We start from the raw sequence: 26,845 nt of genomic DNA, 5'->3' as shown, positions 1-26,845 counted from the left end.
ATTGAAAAGTGATCGTATTCAATTACGAATTTAAGCCCTTTGACTGAAATACTGATACATTTTTCGGTTTAATTTTAGTACTAAATCATTTCTAAGTAAAATAGAGATAGATATATCAAAATATGTACTATTGATTTTTACTTTCCACTTTTCTTCATTTATCTTCATGTATCTTTTTAAATATGAAATAATAAGTCGGTATGGCTAAAAAAATAAAGACAGCTTACTTTTGTCAGAACTGTGGATTTGAATCTCCAAAATGGCAAGGCAAGTGTCCAACCTGTAACGAGTGGAATTCTTTTGTAGAAGAATTGCTCAAAGACGAAGCTCCTAAAAAAGGAGATTGGAAAATGAGTAAAGAAGCTGTGAAAACGGGAGCTTATGTTAATGCTAGTGTAGAAACGTCCAAACCTGTTAGAATTAATGAGGTAAAATTTGAAAAAGAAGCAAGAATTATCACCCTAGATGAAGAATTGAACAGAGTTCTAGGTGGTGGTATTGTTCCTGGTTCTGCTGTTATGATTGGTGGAGAACCAGGTATTGGTAAATCGACATTGATGCTTCAGATTGCGTTATCACTTAATGGAAAACAAGTATTGTATGTTTCTGGAGAGGAAAGTGGACAACAAATAAGACAAAGAGCTGACCGATTACCTTATTCGTCTGAAGATACATTCGTATTAACTGAAACAGATACATCTAAAATATTTGCTCATGTAGAAAAAATGGTCCCTGATGTTATGGTTATTGATTCCATTCAAACATTAGTGTCTCCATTTTTAGAAGCTGCAGCGGGTAGTGTATCTCAAGTTAAAGAATGTGCCGCAGAACTTATTCGCTTTGCAAAAGATACAGGCACACCAGTTTTAATGATTGGACACATTACCAAAGAAGGTAGCTTGGCTGGTCCTAAAGTTTTGGAGCATATGGTAGATACCGTTCTTCAGTTTGAAGGGGACCGCCATATGACTTACCGAATTTTAAGAACCCAGAAAAACAGATTTGGTTCTACTTCAGAACTAGGTATTTATGAAATGATGGCTTCCGGTTTACGTCAGGTTAGCAATCCTTCAGAAATACTTTTATCTCAAAGAGATGATGGTTTAAGTGGTATTGCTATTGGTACAGTTATGGAAGGTAACAGGCCATTACTAGTAGAAATTCAATCTTTGGTAACGCCTTCAGTATACGGTAATCCTCAACGTAGTCCTACAGGTTTTGATGCTAAAAAAATGAATATGCTTTTGGCTGTACTAGAAAAAAGATCTGGTTATAAATTAAACTTTTCAGATGTCTTTTTAAATGTAGCTGGTGGTTTAAGAGTAGAAGATCCTGGGATTGACTTAGCTGTTGTTGTATCATTAATTTCATCTTTTGAAGATATTTCAATTGAGTCTACTACTTGTTTTGCTGCTGAAGTTGGTTTAGGAGGCGAAATTAGAGCTGTTTCTAGAATTGAAAATAGAATTGTAGAAGCTGAAAAACTTGGTTTTAAAGAGATGTTTGTCTCTAAATATAATATCAAAGGGTTAGACTTAAAAAAGATCAACATAAAAGTAATTCCTGTGGGTACTGTTGCAGAAGTTGCTGAAATATTATTTAAGTAAAATATATGAATCATTTTTTTTATTCATTTCTCATTTTTTGTTTTGTTTCTTTAGCAAGTTTAGGACAATCGTCAAAAGCTAAAAAGTTATACGAAAAAGGCGAAAAAGCAGTCTCAGAAAGACAATTTGCTGATGCAAAAGAGTTTTTAAATAAATCCATAAAATCAGACCCGTCTTTTGGAGATAGTTATTATCTATTGGCATATTTAAATATTTTAGAAAGGAATTATCAGAAGTCAAGAGAGTTATATGCAGAGTTAATGAAATGCTGTGCTGACAATTCAAAATATATGCTTGCTCACCTCTCTTTAGCAGAGTACGAGTGGTCTCAAGGGAATTATGATTTAGCAGAAAAATATGCTTCCTCTTTCTTAAAATTTAATCCTTCAAAAAGGCAGTATAGTCAGATTTCTACTGCAAATAAGATTATTGCTTCTTGTAAATATGCACGTGCTAATATTGGAAATAAGTTACCCTTTAACCCTGTCAGTTTAGGTAGCATTGTTAATCAAAGGGAACAACAATATTTTCCAGCTATAACAGCAAATGGGACAGTCTTATATTTTACATCAAGAGATAGAAATACGGATGAGAATATATTTCAGACAACATTAGTAGATGGTGAATGGGCGACTCCAGAAGAAGTTAGAGAGTTAAATACAAAATTTAATGAGGGAACTTGTTCAATATCTGCAGATGGCTCAATCATGATTTTCACATCTTGTGAATCAACAAAAGACCGTCAAGGTTATGGTAGTTGTGATTTATTTCTTTCTAAAAAGATTGGAGAACATTGGACAAAACCTGAAAATTTAGGACCAAATGTAAACAGTCGTAATTGGGAATCACAACCTTCATTATCAGCAGATGGAAGAACTTTGTATTTTGTTTCTGACAGGAAAGGAGGTATTGGTAAAAAAGATATCTGGGTAAGTAGCTTAGGAAGTAATGGAGAGTGGCAACCTGCACAAAACCTAGGAGAAAATATAAATTCTTATGATGATGATTTATCACCTTATATCCATTCTAATGGAACAACATTGTACTTTTCTTCAGAAGGGCAAGTTGGGTATGGAGGCTTAGATTTATTTAAAGTGGAATATGTAAATGGTGAGTGGAGTGAGCCAAAAAATTTAGGTTTCCCGATCAACGATCATGCAGATCAGGTTTCATTAATTGTTTCTTCAGATGGCTCAAAAGGATATTTCTCTAAAGAGTTTTCAATGCATGGTAATGATAGAACAAGTGAAATTGTATCCTTTGATGTCCCAAAGGATATTCAGCCAAGTGCTTTAAGTAGTTATTTAGAAGGGGTAGTTTATGATGCTATCACTAAAAAGCCTTTAAAGTCAGAGATAGAATTAAAGAAATTAGAAAGTGATATAACAGAATCTAAGGTGTTTTCTGATGAAGAAACAGGTAAGTATCTTATCGTTTTAAATCAAAAGGAAGAATACGCATTATATGTTTCTAGACCGGGCTACCTTTTTCAAAGTCTGACTTTTGATATGCACAATATAGGTGTCGAAGGAAAAACATTAGACATCTTTTTACAGAGAGTTGAACATGGTACTAATATCACTTTAAATAATATATTTTTCGATTCTAATAAATTTGATTTAGAGAATAAATCAAATGTAGAACTGCAGCGTATTGTAGAGTTTATGGAAAATAACCCAACGTTAAAAGTAGAAATTAGTGGGCATACCGATAATATAGGTACTGATAAATACAACGTAGATTTATCACAGAAAAGGGCAGAGGCAGTTGTCAATTATTTAATTGATAAAGGAATCCCAAAAGGCAATCTTGTAGCAAAGGGGTATGGTAAATCAAAACCAATTGCATCAAATGATACTGAATTAGGAAGACAAAAAAATAGAAGAATTGAGTTTGAGATTCTTTAATAAGGATAATTTTTGTCAATCTGAGTAGATCAACTCATTTTATCTGATTAAAACACCTATTTTTGCGATTCAATTAAAAAACAGACGATGAATTTAATATCCGTAGATAACGCGACAAAATATTGGGGAGAAAAACCTCTTTTTGAAAATATAAGTTTTGGTATTCAACAGGGACAGAAAGTTGCTTTAGTAGCTAAAAATGGAGGAGGTAAATCAACCTTACTTAACTCTATTGTTGGTAAGGAGCCACTAGATGGCGGTGCTATTGCCATTAACAAAGATGTTACTGTTGGATTATTAGAGCAAGACCCAGCTTTTGATCCTCATCAGTCTGTTTTAGATTATGTATTGTCAAGCGATTCACCAATTTTGGGAGCTGTAAGAAATTACGAAGAGGCATTAGCAGATTCGTCTAAAGATTATTCTGAACAGGTTTTAAAAAGATTGGATAAGGCAACTGCTAAAATGGAAGAGCTAAAAGCTTGGGATGCAGAAGCTCGTGTAAAACAAATTCTTACTGCTTTTAAAATCGAAGACCTTTCTGCTCCAATGAAGTCACTATCTGGTGGGCAAAAAAAACGAGTAGCTTTAAGTAAAATATTAATCGAGGAACCTAATCTCTTAATTCTTGATGAGCCTACCAACCACCTTGATTTAGATATGATTGAGTGGTTAGAAGAATATTTAACTAGGTCACGTTTATCTTTGTTATTAGTAACTCACGATAGGTATTTCTTAGATAGAATCTGTAACGAAATTATTGAGTTAACAGATAGTACAATATATACACATAAAGGTAATTACTCTTACTTTGTTGAGAAGAAAGCAGAACGTGAAGCCAACGAAGCAGCAAGTGTAGATAAGGCTAAAAACCTGATGAGAAAGGAGTTAGATTGGGTACGAAGAATGCCAAAAGCTCGTGGAACAAAGCAGAAATATAGAATGGATGCTTTTCAGGATTTAAAAAAGAAGGCCAGTAGCGGTAAAAAAGAAGAAAAAGCAGAGATTGCTGTTAATATGTCTCGTTTAGGAAGAAAGATTCTTGAATTTGAAGATGTCTATAAATCTTTTGGCGATAAAAAAATTGTAGAGGATTTCTCTTATGTTTTTAAACGTAGAGAAAGAGTGGGTATTGTTGGCGATAACGGTGTAGGGAAGTCTACTTTCTTGAACATGGTTACAGGTACAGAAGGTATTGATGCTGGTGATATTACAAAAGGAGAGACAATTGTTTATGGGTATTATACTCAAAGTGGTTTGTCTTTTGATGAGAACGCAAAAGTTATTGATATTGTAAGGGATATAACAGAAGATCATACAATGTCTGATGGTTCTAGTTTAACACCATCGCAACTATTACAACGCTTCTTATTTGAACCTGAACAACAACATTCTTTTGTTTCTACTTTAAGTGGTGGAGAACGAAAAAGACTTTATTTATGTACGATTTTACTAACTAATCCTAACTTTTTAATACTTGATGAGCCAACAAACGATCTTGATTTGGCAACATTGAGTGTTTTGGAAGACTTTTTGGAAGAGTTTCAAGGTTGCGTGATTGTTGTTACTCACGACCGTTATTTTATGGACAAATTGGTAGATCACTTATTTGTTTTTGAAGGCGAGGGTAAGATCAAAGATTTTAATGGCAAATATTCAGAATATAGAGAATATGTAGACGAACAAGAACGTCTTAGAAAAATTGCAGTTAAAGAAGAAAAAGATCGTAAGCAACAGTTAGAGAAAAAAGTACAACCAAAAACGTCTACAAAAAAGCTTTCTTATAAAGAGAAAATGGAGTATGAAACGCTTGAAGGTGAAATTGAAGTACTTGAAACTGAAAAGGAAACAATAGAAGCAAAATTATCTGACGGATCTGTTACTGAAGCCAACGAAATAAGAGAAATTTCTGAACGTCTCGGTAAGGTTATGGAAGATGCAGATGAGAAGATGATGCGATGGATGGAGTTAGACGAGATTGCAAATGGTTAATAGTTTTTTTCAGTTTATTATTTTTAATAACTGAACAATCAAATGCTCAAACTGCTGAGCGTGTTTATTTTAAGGCGGCATATAGAAGTGTAGATCATTTACAAATTGATTCAACAAAACATTTCTTTACGTTACCAATGTCTTATGGACAATCAGAAATAAATAAATTACCTGAAGCAGAAGAAATTAGTCGTTTACAAATTGATAGTGTTCTCTTAGTGTATACAAATCACCCTAAAGATTTTGATTTTTCTGTTTTAAATACAGCAAGAATTGATGCTTTTTCGGAATGGTTTGATGGTGCTATTGATGATCCAGTAATACGGTGGAGAATTATTAAACAAACAAAAGGGACATTCAAAATTGATTTTGAAAACCTCTTTCATGGTATTGTGGTGTACTATAAAAAACACCCTCGAAAAGAATTATCTCCAGAGAAAGAAATAAAGAGAAAGAAGACAATAGACCATAAATTTGACCATTTAGTTAAGCAAAAATTAAAGCTCGACGATGAGGTTGAATCCTTTACTTCTGATGTGTTTAATAAACATAGGGAGGAGTGGAATAAAGCTGTTGTTATAAGTGATTGGACAGGAAGTATGTATCCTTATACAATTGATCTGTTATCTTGGTTAATGAAAGAGAGAGCACAAGATCAAGTAAATGGATTTGTATTTTTTAATGATGGCGATGCCAAAATGAGCCAACACAAAGAAATTGGTAAAACTGGAGGTGTTTACGGAATTCATGATAGTAAAGTAATGCCCGTCATGAATTTAATGCAAAAAGTGAAGCAAAAAGGAGATGGAGGTGACCTTCCTGAAAATGACTTAGAAGCTTTAATTTATGCTCAAGAAAACTTTCCAGATGCAGCAACATTTATTTTAATTGCTGATAATGATTCTGAGATAAGGGATATATCACTGCTTTCACAATTAAGTAAACCAATTCATATTATTTTGAATAAGGCTGAATTTAATAAAGCAGGTGTTCCAAAAATATTAATTGATTATAAAAGTTTGGCAATACTAACAGGAGGTGCTATTTATGTAAACGGCTTGGAATATACTACCGAGCAAGAGATAAAAGACCTTCCAGATAACTTTCTCGAAGATCACTAAAAAAACTTCACTGCAAGCGCAGTGAAGTTTTTTGTTTTGGTAACCATATATAAAATTACATTTAGAATTGAGCCGTTTCCGTACTTCCTTCCATTGCAGTTGTCGATGAAGTCCCTGCAGTTACTGTATTTTGTACAGCATCGAAGTAAGTAGTGCCAACAAAGGCTTGGTGTTTAACTGCTCTGAAGCCGTCTGCTTGTAAAGAAAATTCTTTTTCCTGTAGTTTCGAGTAGCCAGCCATACCTCTTTCTTTGTACGCTTTTGCCAATTCGAACATACTTGTGTTCAATGCATGGAATCCTGCAAGTGTAATAAATTGGAATTTATACCCCATGTCAGCAAGATTTTCTCTGAAAGTTTCCATCTCTTTCTCTGTTAACTTAGATGCCCAATTAAATGAAGGAGAACAATTGTATGCTAACATTTTCCCTGGGAATTTTGCATGAATAGCATCTGCAAATCTTCTAGCTTCACCTAGGTCTGGATGAGAAGTTTCACACCAGATCAAATCAGCATATGGAGCATAAGATAACCCTCTAGAAATGGCTTGGTCTAATCCATTTTTTACTTCATAGAAGCCTTCAGAAGTTCTTTTTCCATGAATAAACTCTGTGTCTCTTGGATCTATATCACTTGTAATTAAGTTTGCTGCATCTGCATCTGTTCTTGCAATAATTAATGTTTGAGTTCCACAAACATCAGCAGCTAAACGTGCAGCAACTAATTTATTAATAGCCTCTTGCGTAGGTACTAATACTTTACCACCTAAATGACCGCATTTTTTTGCAGAAGATAATTGGTCCTCAAAGTGAACACCAGATGCACCAGATTCGATCATCATTTTCATTAATTCGAAGGCGTTTAAATTACCTCCAAAACCTGCTTCAGCGTCAGCAATAATAGGAACCATATAATCTGTATCATCTTTATCAGCAACAGACTGAATTTGGTCAGCACGACGAAGTGCATTATTAATTCTTGCAACAACTTTAGGAACAGAATCGGCAGGGTATAAAGATTGATCTGGGTACATTTGTCCTGCTAAATTTGCATCAGCAGCAACTTGCCATCCACTTAAGTAAATAGCATTTAAACCGGCTTCTACTTCTTGAATTGCTTGGTTGCCCGTTAAAGCACCAAGACCAGCTATAAAGTGTTCTGAATGAAGTCCCTTCCAAAATTTTTCAGCTCCTTGTTTTGCTAAAGAATGCTCGATAATGACATTGCCTTGTAGTTTAATTACTTCCTCAGCATCATAAGGGCGTTCAATATTTTCCCATCTTGGATTAGTTGCCCATTCTTTTTTTAACGCTTCAATTCTTTCTTGCTTTGTCATTTTCTTGTAAATTTGTGTGTAAACTAATGTGTAATTCATTGGTGGGGCAAATCAATTGCAGTTGAGATGCCCCTTTTTTATTTATCCTATATGTGCGTATGCAGGAAGTGTTAAGAACTCTATAAATTCATCTTTAGTAACAAGCATATCAAAAATTTCAAATGCTTCGTTATATTTTCCTTGCTGATAAGTTTCTTCACCAACGTAGTTTTTGATTGTTTCCATAACTTCTGGAATTAATGATTGGTATAATTCCTTTGTAATAGGAGTGCCGTCAGCCATTTTAGCCTGATGCTGAATCCATTGCCAAACTTGTGTTCTAGAAATTTCTGCAGTAGCGGCATCTTCCATTAAGTTATAGATAGGTACAGCTCCTTGGCCATCTAACCATCTAGCAATGTATTGAATACCAACATCTATATTGTTTTTCAATCCCTCTAATGTAATGTCACCAGTGGGTACTTTTAAAAGATCTTCTGCAGTGATTTTCTTGAAAGTGATTGGTTTATCAATATTATTTGGATTACCCATATAACGATCAAAAACTTCTTTTGCTGTGGCTACTAAACCAGGGTGAGCTACCCAAGTACCATCATGACCAGCAAGTGCTTCTCTTGTTTTATCTTTAGCAACTTTATCTATTGCCTTCTGATTTGCTTTAGCATCATTTTTAATTGGAATTTGTGCAGCCATGCCACCCATTGCAAATGCTTTTCTTTTATGACAAGTTTGAATTAGTAACTCATAGTATGATTTCATAAAATGAACTTTCATCGTTACTTGATCTCTATTAGGCATTATAAACTTAGGATCATTTCTAAACTTTTTGATGTACGAGAATATATAATCCCACCTACCGCAATTAAGGCCAGCAGAATGTTCTTTTAAAGCATATAAAATTTCATCCATTTCAAAGGCAGCAAGAATAGTCTCTATAAGTACAGTTGCCTTAATGCTACCTTGAGGAATATTCATTTCCTGTTGAGCAAAAACAAAAATGTCATTCCATAAACGAGCTTCTAAATGACTTTCAATTTTAGGTAAGTAGAAGTATGGAGCACTTCCTCTTTTTATTAATTCTTTTGCATTATGGAAGAAATATAAACCGAAATCAACCAAACCTCCTAAGGCAGGTTTACCATCAATTAAAATATGTTTTTCTTCTAAATGCCACCCTCTAGGACGTACCATTAATGTTGCTGTTTTCTCATTTAAAGAATACGTTTTTCCATTCTTTAAATTTTCAAAAGAAATGGTTTTTTTATTCGCATCTCTTAAGTTAATCTGACCTTGAATATTGTTTTCCCAAGTAGGAGAGTTTGCATCTTCAAAATCAGCCATAAAAACATTTGCACCACTATTTAAGGCATTGATGATCATTTTACGATCAACCGGTCCAGTAATTTCTACACGACGGTCTTTTAGATCTTCTTTCACATCAGCAACAGTCCATTCGCTGTTTCTAATGTATGCTGTTTCAGCTAGAAAGTTGGGCATTTTACCCTCATCAATACTTTCTTGTCTTCTTTTTCTTGCTTCTAATAGAGCAGCTCTACGCTTAGCAAATTTTTTATGAAGTTGTACGACGAACTCTAAAGCCTCTGGAGTTAAGATTTGGTCGAACTCATTAGAAATCAAGCCTCTAATTTCTAAGTTTTCTATCTGAGTAATGTGTTGTCCTCTCATAGTATTTAAAGTTAATGTCCGGGTGATTGATAATCCAAAGTTAGTGAAAGCGAATTGAATAAAAAAAGCGAAAATTCGCTAGTGAATAATCATTCAAATATAATGAATGTGAAAATATTGATATGAAAGTTGTTTAAAGTGAATTAAAAGAGATTAATAATGTAATTATATTGATATAAAAAAATTAGCGAAATTTCGCTAATTTTTTTAAATTCGCTAACAAATATGATTTGAGTCACCAATTTTTGAGTGAAAAAAGAATTTTAGCTTATAATTTTAAGTCTAATAAAAAAGATGTATTTTTATAAAAAGCATTTGATTTGATTAAACTTTATCAGAATGAATTTGAGACAATCACTAAGTATCTTCATCATAACTTTATTTCCAATTTTTACTTTTGCTCAAGATTTCCCTTCAGAATTTTGGCATGCAGGAGAGGTAGATTTAACAAACGGTTCCTCATTAAAAGGAAGAATTAAATATTCATTAGAAGAAGAAGTAGAATCTATACAAGTTATTGTTAATGGAGTTATTAAATCTTTTGGAGCACAAAATGTAGCTTCTTTCGAAATTTTAGATAAGCTTACTAAAAGGCAAAGGGTATTTTATTCTTTACCATTTAAAAGATCAAAAGGATATGTGAAAAATCATTTCTTTGAATTACTTGAAGAAGGAGAGCCATATATATTATTTACTAGAGAAAGAATTGCTGAAGTATCTGAGACTTCTTATGATCCATATTGGGGGAGTAACTTTAATACAAGAAGAAAAATTCTAGTTTATGACTTTTATTTGATGGATATGTACGCTGAAATGCGACAGGTGGATACAAGGAAATTAGAAACAATGCTTGCTTATTTTGGTAAATACAAAGATAAGATTGAAGCATTTATAAAAATAAATAAATTGGATTATAAAGATCGTGAAGACTTTTTGCAAATTGTAAGGTACTATGATGTTCTTGCAGAAGATAAAAAAGTTGCGAACTAATTTACGGTACTACATATAAAGGAAATAATAATTAACGGGCTTTTAGGAGCCCGTTTTACTTTTTAATTAAATTAATTATGAAAAAGAGACCACTTATATTAATAGCTAATGATGATGGCATAACATCAAAAGGGATTAAATTTTTAGTGAGTGTAATGAAAGAGTTAGGAGATGTTGTTGTTGTTGCTCCAGATAGTCCACAATCTGGGCAAGGGCATGCAATAACAATAGAAGACCCATTAAGATACCATTCTTCGGATATCTTTCCTGAAGAGAATGTTAGTGCTTACCAATGTTCTGGTACACCTGCGGATTGTGTGAAATTAGCAAAGAATCATATCTTAGAAACTTTGCCGGATTTGGTTGTAAGTGGGGTAAATCATGGTAGTAATACCTCTGTTAGTGTATTATATTCTGGTACAATGTCTGCAGCTTTAGAAGCAGCAATAGAAGGTTTGCCAAGTATAGGTTTTAGTGTTTGTGATTATGGTTTTGATGCAGAGTTTGAGCACACTCGATCATTTGTAAAGCAAATTGCAGAAAAAGTTCTTAAAGAAGGAATGCCAAAAGGTGTTGCATGGAATGTAAACTTCCCTAAAATAGGTACAGAACCAATTAAAGGATTGAAAGTTTGCAGGCAAGCAGATGGTAAATGGCAAGAACAATTTGATGAAAGAGTAAATCCTGTAGGGAAAAAATATTTATGGCTTACAGGTAAGTTTGTGAATAGAGATACAGGTAGTGATACTGATGAATGGGCAATTAACAATAATTATGGAAGTATTGTACCAACTCAAATAGACATGACTGCTCATGAATATAGACTCAAATTAGCTGAAAAAGTGGCAGAGGAGGGGTTCTAATAAAAAAAAACAAATAATTTAGTGCTTAAATTCAGAAAGTTAATAATTCAATTGATCAACACCGATCAAAGTTGTTTGCTTTCTAATGTTTAACCATGCATATTTGCATCGCTTTCAAACGGAAGGCAATAAGAAAATAAAGAAGAATGCCTTGGTGGCGGAATTGGTAGACGCGCTAGACTCAAAATCTTGTGAGTGCAAGCTCGTGTGGGTTCGAGTCCCACCCAAGGTACTATTTCTTTTTTATTTTAAGCTTGAGTGGCGGAATTGGTAGACGCGCTAGACTCAAAATCTTGTGAGTGCAAGCTCGTGTGGGTTCGAGTCCCACCTCAAGTACTTTATTTATTGCAATATAAAAACATCTGCCTAGGTGGTGGAATTGGTAGACACGCTAGACTCAAAATCTTGTGAGGGAAACTTCGTGTGGGTTCGAGTCCCACCCTAGGTACAAGTTGTTTTTATATTCGCCTTGGTGGCGGAATTGGTAGACGCGCTAGACTCAAAATCTTGTGAGTGCAAGCTCGTGTGGGTTCGAGTCCCACCCAAGGTACAAGGTATTAAAAGGTATTGATTAAGTTCAATGCCTTTTTTTTGTTTGCTCTTTTCCTAATAATTATCTCTTTTTTAAGAGTAATTGGGCTGTTTTTGTAGATTGAAATAGAATTTAGATGAAAAATTATGAATAGTAAAGTACAACACTTTGTGTAGTACAAGTGTCTATTAAATAGTAACTCTATTCATAAAATGCAAATTATTAAAAAACACAATGTAAGTGTTAAATAAATTTTAACAAAAACTGAATTAAAGTTAAAAAAATCGCTAAAAAGTTATATCTTTGTGATTCAATTTAAACCGCTGTATGCATATTTTTAAAAAAATAGTATTTAGTTTATTACTTCTGTTTCTATGCAGTTGTGATGATGAAGCTCTTGAAACGGAGCTTCAGACTGATGTGCTATATCAAAAAAAATATGATTTAACTTACAGTAAACCTTTAAAGTTTGATACTTTTAGTGCTGAACTTAAAGGTGAAGACTTGAACTCTTCCATAATTCATTTTAAAATTACTAGGTACGATGGCGTAATGATTTACGAAGAGTACTTAGATGGTGAAACTGTTATAGGTGATGATGAAGATTTAGACTCTTTGGAAATGGATACAAGAGAAAAATTAGTTCATAGTAGAGTCGATAATTATTTACAAGACAAAGCTGAATTAATTATCATTTTAGAAAAAATTAGACCTAAGGTAAAGTCAATGTAGTTTTAAATGACTACATAGTAATATATATAAAAAGAGCGATGAAATAACTTTCATCGCTCTTTTTATATATTCTTTTTTAAACAGTAGGTTAACCTTTATAGAAAGGAGGTTTTGAAACTACCGCTTTTAATTTTCTATTTCTTACTTCAATAAATACCTCAGAACCTGGTTTAGTTAATGGTCTATTGATATATCCTAATGCAACACCTTTGCCTAACATAGGAGACATCGTTCCTGAAGTTAATTTACCAACAACTTCACCTTCAGCATTAAGCACATTATAGCCTCCACGAGGAACGCCTCTGTCAATTAATTCAACACCAACTAAACGACGTTTTACACCTTCTTCTTTTTGTTTTGCTAAGTTTGTGCTGTTCGTAAATTCTTTAGTGAATTTAGTAACCCAACCTAATCCAGCTTCTAAAGGAGAAGTTGTATCATCTATATCATTACCGTATAAACAATAACCCATTTCAAGTCTAAGCGTATCTCTAGCTCCTAATCCAATAGGTTTGATTTCGTAGTCTTTGCCAGCTTCAAAAATTTTAGTCCAAACTTCTTTAGCATCTTTATTAGGAATGTATAATTCAAACCCACCAGAACCAGTATATCCAGTAGCAGAAATAATTACATTGTCAACTCCAGCAAACTTACCAACAGTGAAAGTATAAAAGCCCATATCAGAAAGGTTTACATCCGTTAGTGACTGCATTGCTTCTGAAGCCTTAGGACCTTGTACCGCAAATAAAGAAATCTCGTCAGAAACGTTTGTCATTTCTACGCCTTCCGTATTTTTATTTGCAATCCAATTCCAATCTTTTTCAATATTAGAAGCATTTACAACAAGCATATACTCCTCATCTTTAATTTTATAAATGATAAGGTCATCTACGATTCCGCCGTCTTCATTAGGTAGGCAAGAGTACTGTGCCTTACCATCAGTTAGTTTAGAAGCATCATTTGAAGATACTCTTTGAATAAGATCTAATGCCTTAGGTCCTTTAAGCATAAATTCACCCATATGCGATACATCAAACACACCAACGCCATTACGAACAGTTTTGTGTTCTTCAATATCCGACGAGTATCTAACAGGCATATTGTATCCTGCAAACGGAACCATTTTAGCACCTAATGCTTCGTGAACATCATTAAGAGCTACTTTTTTTAATGTTTTTTCTTCTGTCATGACTGAGTTATGTGTTTTTTAATGGTTTATTGGCATGTGGTTGAATTGCCAATATATTTCTGTCGCCAAAAGTAGTAAGTACTTTGATAGAATCATATACTTTTATTAAAAATGAATACTGCTTTTAACAGCTTTTCAACTCTTTAGATTTGTAGTTGTTTAAAATCATCTATAAAATTCAATAATTGATGTTTTTGAACTGATTTATAAAAAATAATAGACAATTCATTTATAATTTTTAAAATAAATAAGGAACTTAGCATTTGATATCTCAAACTATCAACCAAACAATAATTATTATGTCTTCAGTGTTGTCACTTGTAGGGAATACGCCTTTAGTAGAATTAAAGGCTTTAAACCCTAATCCGAATGTTACAATTTATGCAAAGTTAGAAGGTCAGAACCCCGGAGGGAGTGTAAAAGATCGTGCTGCATATAATATGATTAAACAAGCACAAGAGAGAGGCGACCTAAAGAAAGGAGTGAAACTAATTGAAGCCACAAGTGGAAATACAGGAATTGCACTAGCAATGATTTCTAGTTTAATGGGTATAGATATAGAGTTAGTAATGCCAGATAATGCAACTATTGAGAGAATAAAATCAATGAAAGCATACGGGGCAACAGTAACTTTAACGCCACAAAAAGAATCTATGGAAGGTGCTAGAGATTATGCACTTAGCAAAGTTCAACAAGGTGGTTATTTTATGCTTAATCAGTTTGATAATCCTGATAATTACTTGGCACATTACAAAACCACTGGGCCTGAAATTTGGAGAGATACCGACAAGAAAGTTACACACTTTGTCTCTGCCATGGGAACTACAGGTACTATTATGGGTACTTCTAAATTCTTAAAAGAGCAATCGGAAACTATTACAATTGTTGGTACTCAACCTGCAGAAGGCGCAAAAATCCCAGGTATTAGAAGGTGGCCAAAAGCTTACTTGCCCAAAATATTTGATGATTCTAGAGTTGATCAAAAAATTGATATCTCACAGGAAAATGCAACAAATATGACACGTCTTTTAGCAAAAGAAGAAGGTATATTTGCAGGAATGAGTAGTGGCGGTTCTGCTTATGCAGCAATAGAGACGGCAAAGAAGTTAGAAAGCGGTGTAATTGTATTTATTATTTGTGATAGAGGGGATAAATATCTTTCAACTTCACTTTTTTAATTTATTAATACATATCAACAATGAAAAAATTACTAATATTAGCGGTTACAGTACTTCTTATGATGAGTTGTGGTACTCCAAAAACAGAACAATCTACTAAAGTTGAGGAGAAGGTTGAATTAAAACCTGTAGTTTATAATGCAAAAAAAGCTAAAGGGGCTAAGGCTTATTTAAAACTTTCTGAGTGTTTAATAGCAGCAAACCCAACGGCAGCTCAAACTTTTGCTAAGAAGGTGGAGGTGACATTACCATCAGAAGTATCAAATGAAGTAAAAGAGGCTATTACTGCAATTATTAATACGGATGACCTTGAGGCACAAAGAAAAAGTTTTGAGGTAGTAACAGCTTATTACACAGAAATTGCAAAGTCTGGTGAGGCTGGAATGGACTTATATGTTGTACATTGTCCAATGGCATTCAATAATACTGGTGCGAACTGGTTAAGCGGAACAAATGAAGTAGTTAACCCTTATTTTGGAGATAAGATGCTTCATTGCGGACGCGTTATGGAAACAATTAAAGGAAAATAAAAAGTTTCTTTAAAAGAAGAAGGCTTCTCTCAAATTAATGAGAGAAGCCTTCTTTTTTATAAGCGATAGTACTTAGTCTTTTAAAGCATTAAGTCTAACTGTAATAGCATTTTTATGTGCATCTAATTCTTCAGCAGCAGCCATTCTTTCAACATGAGGTCCTAAGCTTTCTAATCCTTCTTTCTCAATTTTCTGGAAAGTGATTTTTCTGTAGTAACTATCTAAAGAAACTCCAGAGTAATTCTTAGCATACCCATAAGTAGGAAGCGTATGGTTTGTTCCTGAGGCATAATCGCCTGCAGATTCTGGAGTGTAGTGTCCTACAAAAACAGAACCGGCATTAATTATTTTTTCAGCAATTTCTTCTGCATTATCTAAAGCAAGAATAAGATGTTCTGCAGCATATTCATTTACTAACTTCAATGCTTCAGCTTCATCATTCATCAAAAAGCTTCTGCTATGACCTAGAGCCTTAGCAGCAATTTCTTTTCTAGGTAGAACAGAAAGTTGCTTTTCAACTTCAGCCTCAGTTTTCTGAATCATTTCTTCAGAAGTAGAAACTAAAATAACTTGGCTATCTGGACCATGTTCTGCTTGAGATAAAAGATCTGCTGCAATAAACACAGGGTTAGCCGTATCGTCTGCCCAGACAAGAACTTCAGAAGGACCTGCAGGCATATCTATAGCTACACCTTCTTTTGTTGCCAATTGCTTAGCAGCAGTTACATATTGATTCCCCGGTCCAAATATTTTAGAAACAGATGGAATGGTTTCTGTACCAAAAGTCATAGCGGCAATAGCTTGAGCACCACCAACTTTATAAACTTTTGATAAACCTATTTTCTTAGCTGCGTATAAAATAGCTGGATGTACTTTTCCTTCCGAATTAGGAGGTGTGCAAAGAAAAACTTCCTCGCAGCCTGCAATAAGAGCAGGTGCACCAATCATAATTACAGTAGAGAAAAGTGGCGCAGAGCCACCAGGTATATATAAACCAACTTTTTGAATAGGAACACTTTTTCTCCAACAAGAAATACCAGGCATTGTTTCAACTCTTAAAACATCTGTTTTTTGAGCAGAATGAAACTTAGTGACATTTTTAATGGCAATAGAAATAGATTCTTTCAAATCACTATCGACATCCTTTTCAGCCTGAGAAAATTCTTCTTCAGAAACTAATATTGAATCTATATTTGCCCCATCAAAACGAAGTGAGAAAGCTTTTAAAGCAGCATCTCCATCTTTTTGAACTGCTTTTAGAATAGGAGTAACTTGCTTCTCAATATCTTCCATTCTCATAGAAGGTCTTTGAAGTAGTTTTGTCCATTCTTCAACAGCAGGATATTTGTATAATTTCATAATTTCATCACTTTTTAAGAAGATGATTAAAGAATCATTTTCTCAATAGGAATAACAAGAATACCTTCAGCACCTGCAGCTTTTAATTCCTCAATCTTAGACCAGAAATCATCTTCAGCAATAACAGTATGTATAGAAACAAATTCCTCATTTGCCAAAGGTAGGATAGACGGGCTACGCATACCTGGTAATAAGTTAAGAATAGTATCTACATTTTTCTTAGGTGCATTTAAAAGAATGTATTTATTATTACCAGCAGTTTGTAAAGCATTAATTCTAAACATTAACTGCTCAATAATGCCTCTTTTTTCTGCGTCTAGACCTGGAGTAGCAATCATTAATGCTTCAGAAGTGAAAATACTTTCAACCTCTTTCAAGTTATTTTGCATTAATGTACTACCTGTACTTACTAAGTCACAAATTGCGTCTGCAAGACCAATATTTGGTGCAATTTCTACAGACCCAGAGATCTCATGAATTTCACACTTAAGACCTTGTTCTTTTAAGTAGTCTCCTAAGATTTTAGGATAAGAAGTAGCAATACTTTTTCCATCAAGATCTGCAATACCATTGTAAGCTTGTTCTTTAGGAATAGCAATAGACAATCTACATTTTGAAAAACCAAGATGATGTATAGTATCAACGTTTTTGTCTTTTTCAACAGCCTCGTTGGCACCTACTATTCCAAGGTCTGCAACGCCATCTTGGACGTAACCAGGAATATCATCATCGCGAAGAAATAAAAATTCCAAAGGAAAGTTGCTAGCTTCTGCTTTTAATGCACCTTTCATTCTAGGGATTTTAATTCCACACTGACGGATCAGATTAAGAGATCCGTCACTTAATCGACCAGACTTTTGGATCGCAATCTTTAGTTTTGTCATAATAAAATTGTGTCTTACACTTTTTGTGTTTTACACCGTAGTGTTATAATTATATAGTTCAGTTTTAGAAATAATATAAACTGACCGAAATTCAATCATAAATCAAATTTCACATCAAATCTACAGATATTTTTAGAAAATCACATTAATGAGCTGATATAATAGAGGATTTTTCAATAAATTAATGAATATTTAATTTTTATCTTTTTGATATCAAAAAAACACAAAAATCAAAACTTATAAATCTTTTATTACAGCATAATATTTATAATTTTTGTATACTTTTTAATGTGAATCTAAATTACTATTCACTCCTTAACATAGTTTTTAAAAAATGATAAGTCATTTCAAGAATATTAAAATAGATCTTCTAACAAGCTGCTTAGTTCTTTTATTATTCAGTAATAATCTTTCTGCTCAAGAGTCGTTATATTATTCTGACAATGTAAAACTGTTTAATAAGGCAATTGTTCTATATAACGAGAATAATTTTTCTGCAGCCCGTAGAGAATTCGAGCTTTTTGAATCAAAGCATTGCGGTGAAGATGAAAAATGTGTAGAAGCTCATTTTTATATTGCAGTCTGTAATTTAGAATTGCAACATCCAGAAGCTAAAAGCCAAATTGAAAGTTTCGTAAATACATATCCTGTCCATCCTTTATCTGTAAAAGCGTATAAAGTTTTAGGATCCTATTATTTTGAAAAAGGTGAATATGAAAAAGCATTGGCAGCATTTGATAAAGATCCTTATTTTGATTTTTATGATGATGACGATATAAAAATTGCTTATCAGGCTGCGTATTCTAATTTTGATCAAGGGAAAACCAAAGAAGCGAACAAGCTATTCCAAGTTTTAAAGAAGGGAACTCATCCTTATGCTCTAAAATCAAGCTATTACGCGGGTTACATAGAGTATGATCAAAAAGAGTACGAACAATCTATTAAGGACTTAGAGAAATCTCTTTCTGATAAAGAAATAAGTACCTATACCTATTCAATATTGCCATTAGCTTATTATGCTCTTGGGCAAGAAGATAAAATGTTGGCATTAGTGAAAGATGCTAAGAGCAAAGGTATTCATTTACCAACTGATGCTTTATTATTTACGGGAAAAGTATATTATACCAAAAAAGATTACGCAACAGCATTAATTTATTTTAATGATTATTTAGCAGAAGTTCCTGTTCAAGTTATTGATAGAAATACAGCCTACCAGATTGGTTTTACTAACTATAAGGAAGGTTTTCCTGAAAAAGCTGTGCAACCATTATCTGTTGCATCAGACGGGAATGATGAATTAGCTCAGATTGCAGCCTATGATTTGGGTGCGGTAAGTATAGAATTAAACCAAAAAGATAAAGCTCTTTTAGCATTTGAGAAGTCTAGAAAATTATCATTCAATAAAGAAATTCAAAAACAAGCATCTTATAATTTTATTAAAGTTCAGTTTGAATTAGGGCTTTATACACAGGTGGGTGATGCCTGTGAGTTATTTTTGTTCGATTTTCCGGATTCTGAATATGATAGTGAAGTTCATGAATATCTTCAAATTTCTTATGTAAATTCAGGTGATTACAATAAAGCACTTGAAGTTTTTGATAGAATTGGTGTGAATAACGAAGAGACAAAACAAGCGTATCAAGAAGCTGCTTTTAATAAAGCAGTAGAAAATGCCAATGATAATAATGCAAGAGGTGCAATTGATATGCTTTTGAAGTCTCAGAAATATCCAATGAGTGATGAAATATATGATGCATCAAATTTTTGGCTAGGAGAGACTTACACGAGTATTTCTCAATTAGATTCAGCAATTACGGCTTATGATGAAGTACCAAATGATTCAAAATTTCATGTTGCATCGTTGTTTGGAAGAGGGTATGCTTTTTATGCAAAGCAGGAATATCAATTAGGTATAGACTATTTCACAAAGTATATCAACCTTGGTAGAAAAGAAAAAGAGGCAAGAGAAAAGGTTGCTGAGGCAGTTCTAAGAAGAGCAGATTGTTATTTTGGGATTTCGAATTACCATGTAGCACAAAGGTCTTATGATATGGCAATAAGTGCTGGTTCTAAAGATGTAGCTTATATTAATTATCAAAAAGCACAAACCTACAGAGCATTAGGAAGCAACAATGATGAGGCCTTTAGGATGTATCAGCAAGTAGGAGAAAAATATGGGGAAACACCTTTTGCACCTTTATCATACTTCCAATCAGGGTTAATGATGGCAGAAGCAGATAGAAATGGAGAAGCAATAAGTCAGTTTACGAAAGTAATTTCTAGGTACGAAAAAACTAATGTATATGTTCCTTCTTTATTAAAAAGGGCATTGTGTTATAAGTTGGAAGGTGAATTAGATAATGCAGAAACAGATTATAAAAATGTTATTGATACTGCACCAACTTCAAAATTTGCAGAAGCAGCAATTACTTCATTACAAGGTTTGAATGCAAGTGGACATGTAATATCGGATATGGCTTTATATAGACATAAGTTTGATGAAGCAAATCCAATGAGCACAGCAACTCTTCAAGGAGATTTTGAAATGGCAATTAAACCATTTCAAGAAAAAAATTATGATCAAGCAATTATATCTTTAAATGATTTTTTAGTAAAAGCTCCAGTTAATTCTTCTGTTGCTGATGAAGCAAATCAGGCATTAGGAATCACATATAAAATTAAAGATCAAAAAGAGTTAGCAATTGCCTCTTTCCAAAAAGTGAATGGAATGCCATTAAAAGAAAAAGCATTAAGATATATAGGCGAGTTGCAATTAATGTTAGAAAAATACGATGATGCGATAGTCACTTTTGTTGAATTAGAAAAAGTAGCAATCAGAAAGACGAGTAAATGGGCAGTTTATGTTGGGTTAATGAAAGCTGAATTTCAGGTGAAAGATTATTCGGCTTGTAAAGCTTACGCAACTAAAATTATAGATCAAAATATAAAAAGATATGTTTTTGAAGCTGAACTATACCTTGCTAAAATTGATTTAGAAGAGAAGAAATATACAAATGCTTTAACCTCATTTGATGCGATTGCCAATAAAGCAAATAGCCAGATAGGTGCAGAGGCTCAGTATCTATTAGGTAAAACTTTTAGAGTAATGGAGAATTATAACGAAAGCACAAAAGCATTAATCGAAGTACAGAAAAATTATGCTAGTTATTCTGAATGGATTAATAAAGCATATTTACTAATTGCTGAAAATTATATCTCTCTAAATGATTTATTTCAAGCGAAAGCGACATTAGAATCTATAATTAGTGGTAGTGATATACCCGAGTATAAAGTACAAGCAGCACAGAGATTGAAAGATATAGAACAATTGAAAACGAATAGCACGCCAACTCCAACTAAAGAAAATCAATAATTATCATGACAAGAATGAAACAATATATCGGATTGGCAGTGATAATGTTGAGTACTGCTAATGTTTTTGGACAATCAAATCAGTCGACTTCTCAGAGTTCTGATTTGGATAATGCTGAAGTAATTATTGAAAAAATTTCTAATTATGATTTACCAATGGTAGTTGGTAGAGAGTATGAAAAAATTAAGAGAATTCAGAAAAACATTCAGCCTACACCCCAACAATATGACTTAGAGCTAGTCGAAGTAGATATACAAGATTCTATTCCAAAGCAATTACCAGCAGTATTAGATGGGCACGAAGAAAAAACATTTTATGACAAATATATCCGTTTAGGTTATGGAAATTTTGTTACCCCATTTGTTGAAGCGGGTATAAATAATAATACGAACCCGAATTTAGATTTTGGATTTCATCTTTTGCATAAATCTTCTCAGGAGGGTGCAGTTTATAGGAAATTGTCGGCAGGGAGTTTAAATACAATTGATGGTTTTGGAAAGTATTATTCTGATTATGGAACATCGTCAGTTTCTCTAAACTTTAATAGAGTAGGAACTCACTTTTATGGTTTTGAAGGTGATGAAACCTTAGTGGATCAAGATAGTATTAAGCAGATTGTTTCGAATATCAATTTTAAAATTGGACACGAAATGCCTTCTTATGTTACTGGTCAAGATTTTTCAATTAAAGGAGATTTGTTTTTTGATTATAGTTATGATCATTACAACGCTGCAGAGTTTGAGGTTGGGATTGATGTAAACGGTAATTATGAATTAGATGATAATTCAAAGATTATAGGAGAATTTGTTGCAGCAATAAATCAATATTCAAATAAGACAACCTCTGATGTCGATATTAATCAAAATAGAAATTGGTTTAAATTTGGAGCGGCATATGAAACCAGAATAGATGATTTATATATAAAAGCTGGGGCTAAAATAGCGTACAGTGGAGATACTTCTAGTTATGATAAGAATTTCTACATTTATCCAGATGTGTTTGTAGAATATACGATAGAAGAAGAAGCATTGGCTGCGTTTTTAGAAATTAAAGGAGATTTAGATCTTGTAAATTACAAATCTGTAACAACAATGAACCCATGGGTAAGTAATAATTTATCACTCTTACATGAAAATAGATTGATTGATATTAAGCTCGGTGTTGACGCTATAGTAATAGATAATATTGGAATTAGAGGAAGTTTAGGGTATGCTATTTCTCAGAATATGGGATTTTTAGTAAACGACCTTACAGATGTTTCTAGATTTGATATGTTATATGCTACAGAAAATAATACAGGTGTTTTTAATGTAAATGTTTCAGGTTCGTGGTCTAAAAGAGAGTGGTCAGTAACCGCTTCTACAGATTGGAACATGTATAGCTTAAACGATAGTATTATTCAAGATGCATACCATAGACCATTGGCTGTAAATACAGTAGGAGTAAAATATAAATACTTATCTAAATGGACGTTTGGAGCAACAATTTATAATGAAATTGGAATAAAAGCATTAACTGTAAACGAGACTACCTTACAACAAGAAACACTTAGTTTACCTGTGATTTTTGATATGAATTTAAGTGCCCAATATGCTATAAATGACAATTTTGGTGCTTTTGCATTGGTGAATAATTTATTCTCTCAGAATTATCAAAAGTATTACAGATATAATGTTAAAGGTTTTCAATTACTTGCAGGTGTAAGCTATAGATTTTAATTTATGATTAAAAAGTAGGTTTTTATGTAAATGAATGCCTATTTTTATAAGTAGCTGTGTTGTATATCACTTTATAAATGTCATTTTTAAAGTTTGAAATATAAATAATTACGCTGCTAACTTTTTTTTGAGCATTACTCTTTATAAAAATATATTACATGATTGCTGAAGCTATTAAAAGTGCACTTCTTGATTGGGGTGTGGTCGTTGTACCGGATTTGGGAACCTTTTGGTCTGAAGAAAGTGGAGCAGAAGTGTCGCCATCAGGAAACATAATTAAACCTCCTCATGTATCTATTTCTTTCTCATCAGCAGAAGATGATATAGAGATGTATTCGTTAGTAACTTTCATTTCTAAAACAGAAGATTTAGATGAAGACGAAGTGGCGATTCAAGTAAGTATGTTTGTTGCAAATCTTCAGCAACGTTTAGACGATGGAGAAATAGCACCGATTGGAGATTTAGGTTATTTTCTTACTGATGAGAGTGGAGAAACTAGTTTTAGACAAAGATCTGAAAGTAATATAGAACCTGATAGTTTTGGGTTGCCTAAAATTACAGCTACTCCTTTAATGGAAAATGATATTCAAGACGAAGAGGAAGAATATAGTGAGTTAGAAGAAGAAGAGGAAGAGAAAAGTTCTAAACCAGTTTGGTTATATGTTTCTATTCCTGTAATACTTCTTCTTACTGCAGTAGGTTACTTTTTAATTAAACCTACAACTCCAGTAGTTGTAAAAACAGAACAAGAAACTCAACAAGAAGAAGTTATTGAAGAGGAAACTATTCAAGAAGAGGACAATGAAATTGATGTGAAAACAACAACAATTGATATCAAAAAAGTAAATGATGATATTCAAGAAGTAGAAGTTACGGAAGAGGTGTTTGTAGAAGAAGAAACGGGAAGACCGGGGCATTCTGATGGGCATTATCATATTGTGATTTCATCGTTTAACAATCAAAAACAAGCAGATGCAGCCATTAAACAGGCTAAAAAGAAAGGCTTTGATGATGTTGGCGTGATTGTTTCTAAAGGGAAATATAGAGTAGCCATAAAAGGGTATCAATCTCATAAAGATGCTAAAGCTGACTTAGAGAGTACTCAAAGAGCATTTAAAGGAGCTTGGGTGTGGCGTTATTAATCGAATAAATAAAGACTTTTTCACTAACAAATAACATGAATTTATTGTCCGTTTTACAAGGAACAGAAATGCCTGCCAATGGTATGGCAGCAACTATAGAAGAAAGTGTATCACTTTTTGAATTGATAGAAAAAGGTGGGATTACAATGGTAATTCTAGGTGTTCTATTTGTGATTGCAATGTATATTTTAGTCAATAGAGTACTAACAATACGAAAAGCAAAAAAAGACCCTAGAGCATTATTAGATAAAGTTAAAGCACAAGTACTTAAAGGCGATATTGATGCTGCCAAAAAATATTGTGCGAGAGATACTACTCCAATGGGGAAAATGTTAGAAGCAGGTCTTAAACATATTTCTTCAAATTTAAATACAATAGAAAAGAGTATTGAAAATATAGCTAAGGTAGAACTATACAAATTAGAAAAATCTGTAGCAACAGTAGGTATGATCTCTGGAGCAGCACCAATGATTGGTTTCTTTGGTACTGTAATAGGTATGATAAATGCGTTTATAGCAATCTCTCAAGAAGAAGGTTCTGTAAGTCCAAAATTATTATCATCTGGCATTTATGAAGCTATGATTACAACTGCTGGAGGACTAGCTGTTGGTATTTTTGCTTATATATCGTATAACTTTCTTGTAAGACAAATTGAAGATGTTGTACATAAGATGGAAGTAGTTACAATCGAATTTATTGAGTTATTACAATCACCTAATTAATTAAGATTATGGGATTAAAACCAGAAAATAAAATCGATCCTACTTTTAATATGTCATCAATGACAGACATGATTTTCTTGTTATTGGTGTTCTTTATGCTAACATCTAACTTTGTAACTCCTTCAGGGCTTCCTATTGCTGTACCGAGTAGTAAGGCAGCTAAAAAGGTAATGCCAAAAGTGTATGTAAGTATTACAAAAGATCTTCATTATTATGTTAACGAAGTAGAAGTGCCTCTTAGTTTTTTAGAAGATGAATTAAGAGCAGTATTACCTGCAAAACAAGAAGGAGTAGTTGTTTTAACTGTTGATAAAGATGTATCTGTTCAACATTTAGTAAATGTAGCAGGTATTGCAACAGGATTAAAAGCTAAAGTTTCTATTGCTACAAAACCTACTGCTACAGTAGGTAAATAATTATTTGATATGGAAAAATCACCTTATGAAATAAAGCAAGAAAAGAAAAATAGGAATATATCAGTTCTTGTAACAATACTCTCTGTTGTAATAATTTTAGTTATAGCATGGTTTACAATAGTATGGTCTCCTCCAGATCCTCCAATTCCTCAATATGGTATTGAGGTTAATTTTGGATTGGATGATGCTGGTTTTGGAAAACAGCAAGAAGAAACACCAACTACTTCAGAAGAGAATTCATTAGATGAGCCAAAGCCTTCTCCAGAAATAGAAGAACAAGCACCTCCTGAAGTAATTGAAGAAACAATTGAGGAACCAGAACCTCCTGCTGAAGTTGCACCAACTCCAGACCCTGTGGAAGAAACAAGCCAACAACCTACAGCTGTAACAGATGCACCCGTTGAGGAGTCTGTAGAAACTGTAGAGAAACCAAAAGTAGTTGTAAAAAAAGTAGAGAAGAAACAGCCAGATCCTAAAAAAGATCCTAAACCTGTTGAGAAAAAAGAAACTCCTCCACCAAAAGTAGTGAAGCCTAATACATCTACATTAATGGCAAAACCAGATGGGTCTACAGGCAAAACGGACGCTTCTAAACAGAATAATAATGGAGATGTTGAAGGAGCAAAAGGTGACCAAGGTAGTAAGCATGGAACAGTAAATGCAGATGCATTAATGGATTCTAAAGGTGGCAGTGGCGGTTCTGCATTAAATATGCCAGGTTGGAATTGGATTGACCCGCCAAATGTTGTAGATGATTCTCATGAAACAGGTAAAATTGTTTTTGAGATTCAAGTTGATGATTTTGGAGAAGTAATTTCTGTAAAAACGTTATTTAGATCAGTAACAAAACAAGTAGTTGATAAATATAAGAGTGCTGTAGAACAATTAGCATTTGAACCAACTTCCACAGAAGGTGTTGGGTCAAGTATAACAACAGGACGAATTACTTTTATTATACGTTCAAAATAATTTAAAGGGGAAGTGAAAGCTTCTCCTTTTTTATTATAAAACTATTTTAGATTAACTAACTATTTATCAATATATACTCAACTTATTTGACTTCGAATACCTAGTAGATAAGTCTCCTAACTTTGATAAACCTGGTGTGTGGTTAGTAACAAGACCTTTAAACCTCCCTTTCTTTTTAGAAAAGATACTTCCAATAGCATCTCATTCTTTTATATATATCCATAGTGAAAATGGAGAGATAGAAATTATTGAATATACAATTTCATTCAAAAAAGATAAATTGATACAAGAGACAAATACGTTATATAGTGAAGGAACTATTACAAATAAATCAATTTTAGGCTGCATAAATATTATGAAGTTTGTTGAGACAAGTTTACCTGATACTATTAATGCTATTGTCCTTGCCAATAAAGAGTTTAATGCTTTAGGTTTGGAATATGAAGTGAATATCGAAACACCAGAAACAGAAGGGAATTGTCATTCTGCGGTTTCAACGATATTAATAAAGGCAGGATTTCCTAAACAAAAATTTCAAGAATATGCTCCAATTGGAGCAAACCCTGGTTTAGGAGTGTATAACCCTACCTCAATTTAAT

General features: G+C 33.2%; 21 protein-coding genes and 4 tRNA genes. 20 read left to right on the top strand and 5 right to left on the bottom strand.

Features of this window, described 5'->3' with window-relative positions:
- The first annotated feature begins 200 nt into the window (after positions 1 to 200).
- The 4 genes from radA to EI427_RS07820 all read left to right on the top strand — a co-directional run bounded on the left by radA (position 201) and on the right by EI427_RS07820 (position 6,627).
- On the top strand, positions 201 to 1,607 hold the full coding sequence (gene radA / locus EI427_RS07835) for a DNA repair protein RadA (protein WP_126613376.1): 1,407 nt from the start codon (positions 201 to 203) through the stop codon (positions 1,605 to 1,607).
- A 5-nt stretch (positions 1,608 to 1,612) separates the two neighbouring features.
- Positions 1,613 to 3,514 (top strand): OmpA family protein, encoded by a 1,902-nt coding sequence (locus tag EI427_RS07830; protein WP_126613375.1) that lies wholly within the window; start codon positions 1,613 to 1,615, stop codon positions 3,512 to 3,514.
- Positions 3,515 to 3,601: 87 nt separating this feature from the next.
- Positions 3,602 to 5,506, top strand: coding sequence for an ABC-F family ATP-binding cassette domain-containing protein (locus tag EI427_RS07825; RefSeq protein ID WP_126613374.1), 1,905 nt, complete (start codon positions 3,602 to 3,604; stop codon positions 5,504 to 5,506).
- A complete protein-coding gene (locus tag EI427_RS07820) occupies positions 5,473 to 6,627 on the top strand; it encodes a hypothetical protein (RefSeq protein WP_126613373.1) in 1,155 nt (384 codons plus the stop codon). The genes EI427_RS07825 and EI427_RS07820 overlap by 34 nt, the downstream gene beginning before the upstream one ends.
- A 61-nt stretch (positions 6,628 to 6,688) precedes the next feature.
- Here the strand turns inward: EI427_RS07820 and aceA are convergent, their stop codons facing one another.
- The gene (gene aceA / locus EI427_RS07815; RefSeq protein ID WP_126613372.1) at positions 6,689 to 7,963 is read right to left on the bottom strand and encodes an isocitrate lyase; all 1,275 of its coding nucleotides are present in this window, start codon (positions 7,961 to 7,963) and stop codon (positions 6,689 to 6,691) included.
- 81 nt (positions 7,964 to 8,044) lie between these two features.
- Positions 8,045 to 9,649 carry a malate synthase A gene (gene aceB / locus EI427_RS07810; RefSeq protein ID WP_126613371.1) on the bottom strand — a complete coding sequence of 535 codons (1,605 nt, stop codon included), beginning with the start codon at positions 9,647 to 9,649 and terminating at the stop codon, positions 8,045 to 8,047.
- 339 nt (positions 9,650 to 9,988) lie between these two features.
- Here aceB and EI427_RS07805 point away from each other — a divergent pair, with 339 nt between their 5' ends.
- The 7 genes from EI427_RS07805 to EI427_RS07775 all read left to right on the top strand — a co-directional run bounded on the left by EI427_RS07805 (position 9,989) and on the right by EI427_RS07775 (position 12,766).
- Entirely contained in the window at positions 9,989 to 10,639 is a 651-nt protein-coding gene (locus tag EI427_RS07805) for a hypothetical protein (protein ID WP_126613370.1), read from the top strand.
- 77 nt (positions 10,640 to 10,716) lie between these two features.
- Positions 10,717 to 11,502: a 5'/3'-nucleotidase SurE gene (gene surE, locus EI427_RS07800; protein WP_126613369.1), complete on the top strand. Its 786-nt coding sequence runs from the start codon at positions 10,717 to 10,719 to the stop codon at positions 11,500 to 11,502.
- 148 nt (positions 11,503 to 11,650) lie between these two features.
- A tRNA-Leu gene (locus EI427_RS07795) sits at positions 11,651 to 11,734 on the top strand.
- Between the two features lie 20 nt (positions 11,735 to 11,754).
- A tRNA-Leu gene (locus EI427_RS07790) sits at positions 11,755 to 11,838 on the top strand.
- Positions 11,839 to 11,866: 28 nt separating this feature from the next.
- Positions 11,867 to 11,950 (top strand) — tRNA-Leu (locus EI427_RS07785).
- Between the two features lie 18 nt (positions 11,951 to 11,968).
- Positions 11,969 to 12,052: transfer RNA gene (locus EI427_RS07780), tRNA-Leu, on the top strand.
- 309 nt (positions 12,053 to 12,361) lie between these two features.
- Positions 12,362 to 12,766, top strand: coding sequence for a hypothetical protein (locus EI427_RS07775; RefSeq protein WP_126613368.1), 405 nt, complete (start codon positions 12,362 to 12,364; stop codon positions 12,764 to 12,766).
- An 88-nt stretch (positions 12,767 to 12,854) separates the two neighbouring features.
- On the opposite strand, the gene gcvT is transcribed toward EI427_RS07775, so the two are convergent.
- Complete coding sequence (gcvT, locus tag EI427_RS07770; RefSeq protein WP_126613367.1) at positions 12,855 to 13,955, bottom strand: glycine cleavage system aminomethyltransferase GcvT; 1,101 nt, start codon at positions 13,953 to 13,955, stop codon at positions 12,855 to 12,857.
- A 299-nt stretch (positions 13,956 to 14,254) separates the two neighbouring features.
- Here gcvT and cysM point away from each other — a divergent pair, with 299 nt between their 5' ends.
- Together cysM and EI427_RS07760 are read left to right on the top strand one after the other, a co-directional pair.
- Positions 14,255 to 15,133 carry a cysteine synthase CysM gene (gene cysM, locus EI427_RS07765; protein ID WP_126613366.1) on the top strand — a complete coding sequence of 293 codons (879 nt, stop codon included), beginning with the start codon at positions 14,255 to 14,257 and terminating at the stop codon, positions 15,131 to 15,133.
- Between the two features lie 20 nt (positions 15,134 to 15,153).
- A complete protein-coding gene (locus tag EI427_RS07760) occupies positions 15,154 to 15,663 on the top strand; it encodes a DUF3347 domain-containing protein (RefSeq protein ID WP_126613365.1) in 510 nt (169 codons plus the stop codon).
- A gap of 72 nt (positions 15,664 to 15,735) precedes the next feature.
- On the opposite strand, the gene hisD is transcribed toward EI427_RS07760, so the two are convergent.
- Complete coding sequence (gene hisD, locus EI427_RS07755) at positions 15,736 to 17,022, bottom strand: histidinol dehydrogenase (protein ID WP_126613364.1); 1,287 nt, start codon at positions 17,020 to 17,022, stop codon at positions 15,736 to 15,738.
- Positions 17,023 to 17,048: 26 nt separating this feature from the next.
- The gene (hisG, locus tag EI427_RS07750; protein ID WP_394345837.1) at positions 17,049 to 17,906 is read right to left on the bottom strand and encodes an ATP phosphoribosyltransferase; all 858 of its coding nucleotides are present in this window, start codon (positions 17,904 to 17,906) and stop codon (positions 17,049 to 17,051) included.
- A 334-nt stretch (positions 17,907 to 18,240) separates the two neighbouring features.
- Between hisG and EI427_RS07745 the strand changes: the two genes are divergently transcribed.
- The 7 genes from EI427_RS07745 (at position 18,241) to EI427_RS07715 (ending at position 26,844) form a co-directional block, all read left to right on the top strand.
- Positions 18,241 to 21,279, top strand: a complete 3,039-nt coding sequence (locus EI427_RS07745; RefSeq protein WP_126613362.1) for a tetratricopeptide repeat protein — start codon at positions 18,241 to 18,243, stop codon at positions 21,277 to 21,279.
- Positions 21,280 to 21,293: 14 nt separating this feature from the next.
- A complete protein-coding gene (locus EI427_RS07740) occupies positions 21,294 to 22,997 on the top strand; it encodes a hypothetical protein (RefSeq protein WP_126613361.1) in 1,704 nt (567 codons plus the stop codon).
- 158 nt (positions 22,998 to 23,155) lie between these two features.
- Positions 23,156 to 24,139: an SPOR domain-containing protein gene (locus EI427_RS07735; protein WP_126613360.1), complete on the top strand. Its 984-nt coding sequence runs from the start codon at positions 23,156 to 23,158 to the stop codon at positions 24,137 to 24,139.
- A gap of 35 nt (positions 24,140 to 24,174) precedes the next feature.
- Entirely contained in the window at positions 24,175 to 24,861 is a 687-nt protein-coding gene (locus EI427_RS07730) for a MotA/TolQ/ExbB proton channel family protein (RefSeq protein ID WP_240655360.1), read from the top strand.
- Positions 24,862 to 24,869: 8 nt separating this feature from the next.
- Positions 24,870 to 25,277 carry an ExbD/TolR family protein gene (locus tag EI427_RS07725; protein WP_126613358.1) on the top strand — a complete coding sequence of 136 codons (408 nt, stop codon included), beginning with the start codon at positions 24,870 to 24,872 and terminating at the stop codon, positions 25,275 to 25,277.
- A gap of 9 nt (positions 25,278 to 25,286) precedes the next feature.
- Positions 25,287 to 26,246, top strand: coding sequence for a hypothetical protein (locus tag EI427_RS07720; protein ID WP_126613356.1), 960 nt, complete (start codon positions 25,287 to 25,289; stop codon positions 26,244 to 26,246).
- Positions 26,247 to 26,382: 136 nt separating this feature from the next.
- On the top strand, positions 26,383 to 26,844 hold the full coding sequence (locus EI427_RS07715) for a hypothetical protein (protein WP_126613354.1): 462 nt from the start codon (positions 26,383 to 26,385) through the stop codon (positions 26,842 to 26,844).
- The last annotated feature ends 1 nt before the right edge of the window (position 26,845 follow it).

Source organism: Flammeovirga pectinis, from assembly GCF_003970675.1.
GTDB classification, from domain to species: Bacteria; Bacteroidota; Bacteroidia; order Cytophagales; family Flammeovirgaceae; genus Flammeovirga; species Flammeovirga pectinis.
The sequence above is the reverse complement of the archived record's forward strand: the minus strand, read 5'-3'. Positions and strand labels throughout refer to the sequence as shown.

Excerpts from the sequence above, each read along its gene's own strand:
- EI427_RS07730 (WP_240655360.1), top strand. The coding sequence starts at position 24,175 with ATGAATTTATTGTCCGTTTTACAAGGAACAGAAATGCCTGCCAATGGT.
- EI427_RS07720 (WP_126613356.1), top strand. The coding sequence starts at position 25,287 with ATGGAAAAATCACCTTATGAAATAAAGCAAGAAAAGAAAAATAGGAAT.
- aceA (WP_126613372.1), bottom strand. The coding sequence starts at position 7,963 with ATGACAAAGCAAGAAAGAATTGAAGCGTTAAAAAAAGAATGGGCAACT.
- surE (WP_126613369.1), top strand. The coding sequence starts at position 10,717 with ATGAAAAAGAGACCACTTATATTAATAGCTAATGATGATGGCATAACA.
- EI427_RS07725 (WP_126613358.1), top strand. The coding sequence starts at position 24,870 with ATGGGATTAAAACCAGAAAATAAAATCGATCCTACTTTTAATATGTCA.
- EI427_RS07775 (WP_126613368.1), top strand. The coding sequence starts at position 12,362 with ATGCATATTTTTAAAAAAATAGTATTTAGTTTATTACTTCTGTTTCTA.
- EI427_RS07820 (WP_126613373.1), top strand. The coding sequence starts at position 5,473 with ATGGATGGAGTTAGACGAGATTGCAAATGGTTAATAGTTTTTTTCAGT.
- radA (WP_126613376.1), top strand. The coding sequence starts at position 201 with ATGGCTAAAAAAATAAAGACAGCTTACTTTTGTCAGAACTGTGGATTT.
- hisG (WP_394345837.1), bottom strand. The coding sequence starts at position 17,906 with ATGACAAAACTAAAGATTGCGATCCAAAAGTCTGGTCGATTAAGTGAC.
- EI427_RS07735 (WP_126613360.1), top strand. The coding sequence starts at position 23,156 with ATGATTGCTGAAGCTATTAAAAGTGCACTTCTTGATTGGGGTGTGGTC.
- EI427_RS07740 (WP_126613361.1), top strand. The coding sequence starts at position 21,294 with ATGAAACAATATATCGGATTGGCAGTGATAATGTTGAGTACTGCTAAT.
- EI427_RS07805 (WP_126613370.1), top strand. The coding sequence starts at position 9,989 with ATGAATTTGAGACAATCACTAAGTATCTTCATCATAACTTTATTTCCA.
- EI427_RS07760 (WP_126613365.1), top strand. The coding sequence starts at position 15,154 with ATGAAAAAATTACTAATATTAGCGGTTACAGTACTTCTTATGATGAGT.
- aceB (WP_126613371.1), bottom strand. The coding sequence starts at position 9,649 with ATGAGAGGACAACACATTACTCAGATAGAAAACTTAGAAATTAGAGGC.
- gcvT (WP_126613367.1), bottom strand. The coding sequence starts at position 13,955 with ATGACAGAAGAAAAAACATTAAAAAAAGTAGCTCTTAATGATGTTCAC.
- EI427_RS07830 (WP_126613375.1), top strand. The coding sequence starts at position 1,613 with ATGAATCATTTTTTTTATTCATTTCTCATTTTTTGTTTTGTTTCTTTA.
- cysM (WP_126613366.1), top strand. The coding sequence starts at position 14,255 with ATGTCTTCAGTGTTGTCACTTGTAGGGAATACGCCTTTAGTAGAATTA.
- hisD (WP_126613364.1), bottom strand. The coding sequence starts at position 17,022 with ATGAAATTATACAAATATCCTGCTGTTGAAGAATGGACAAAACTACTT.
- EI427_RS07745 (WP_126613362.1), top strand. The coding sequence starts at position 18,241 with ATGATAAGTCATTTCAAGAATATTAAAATAGATCTTCTAACAAGCTGC.
- EI427_RS07825 (WP_126613374.1), top strand. The coding sequence starts at position 3,602 with ATGAATTTAATATCCGTAGATAACGCGACAAAATATTGGGGAGAAAAA.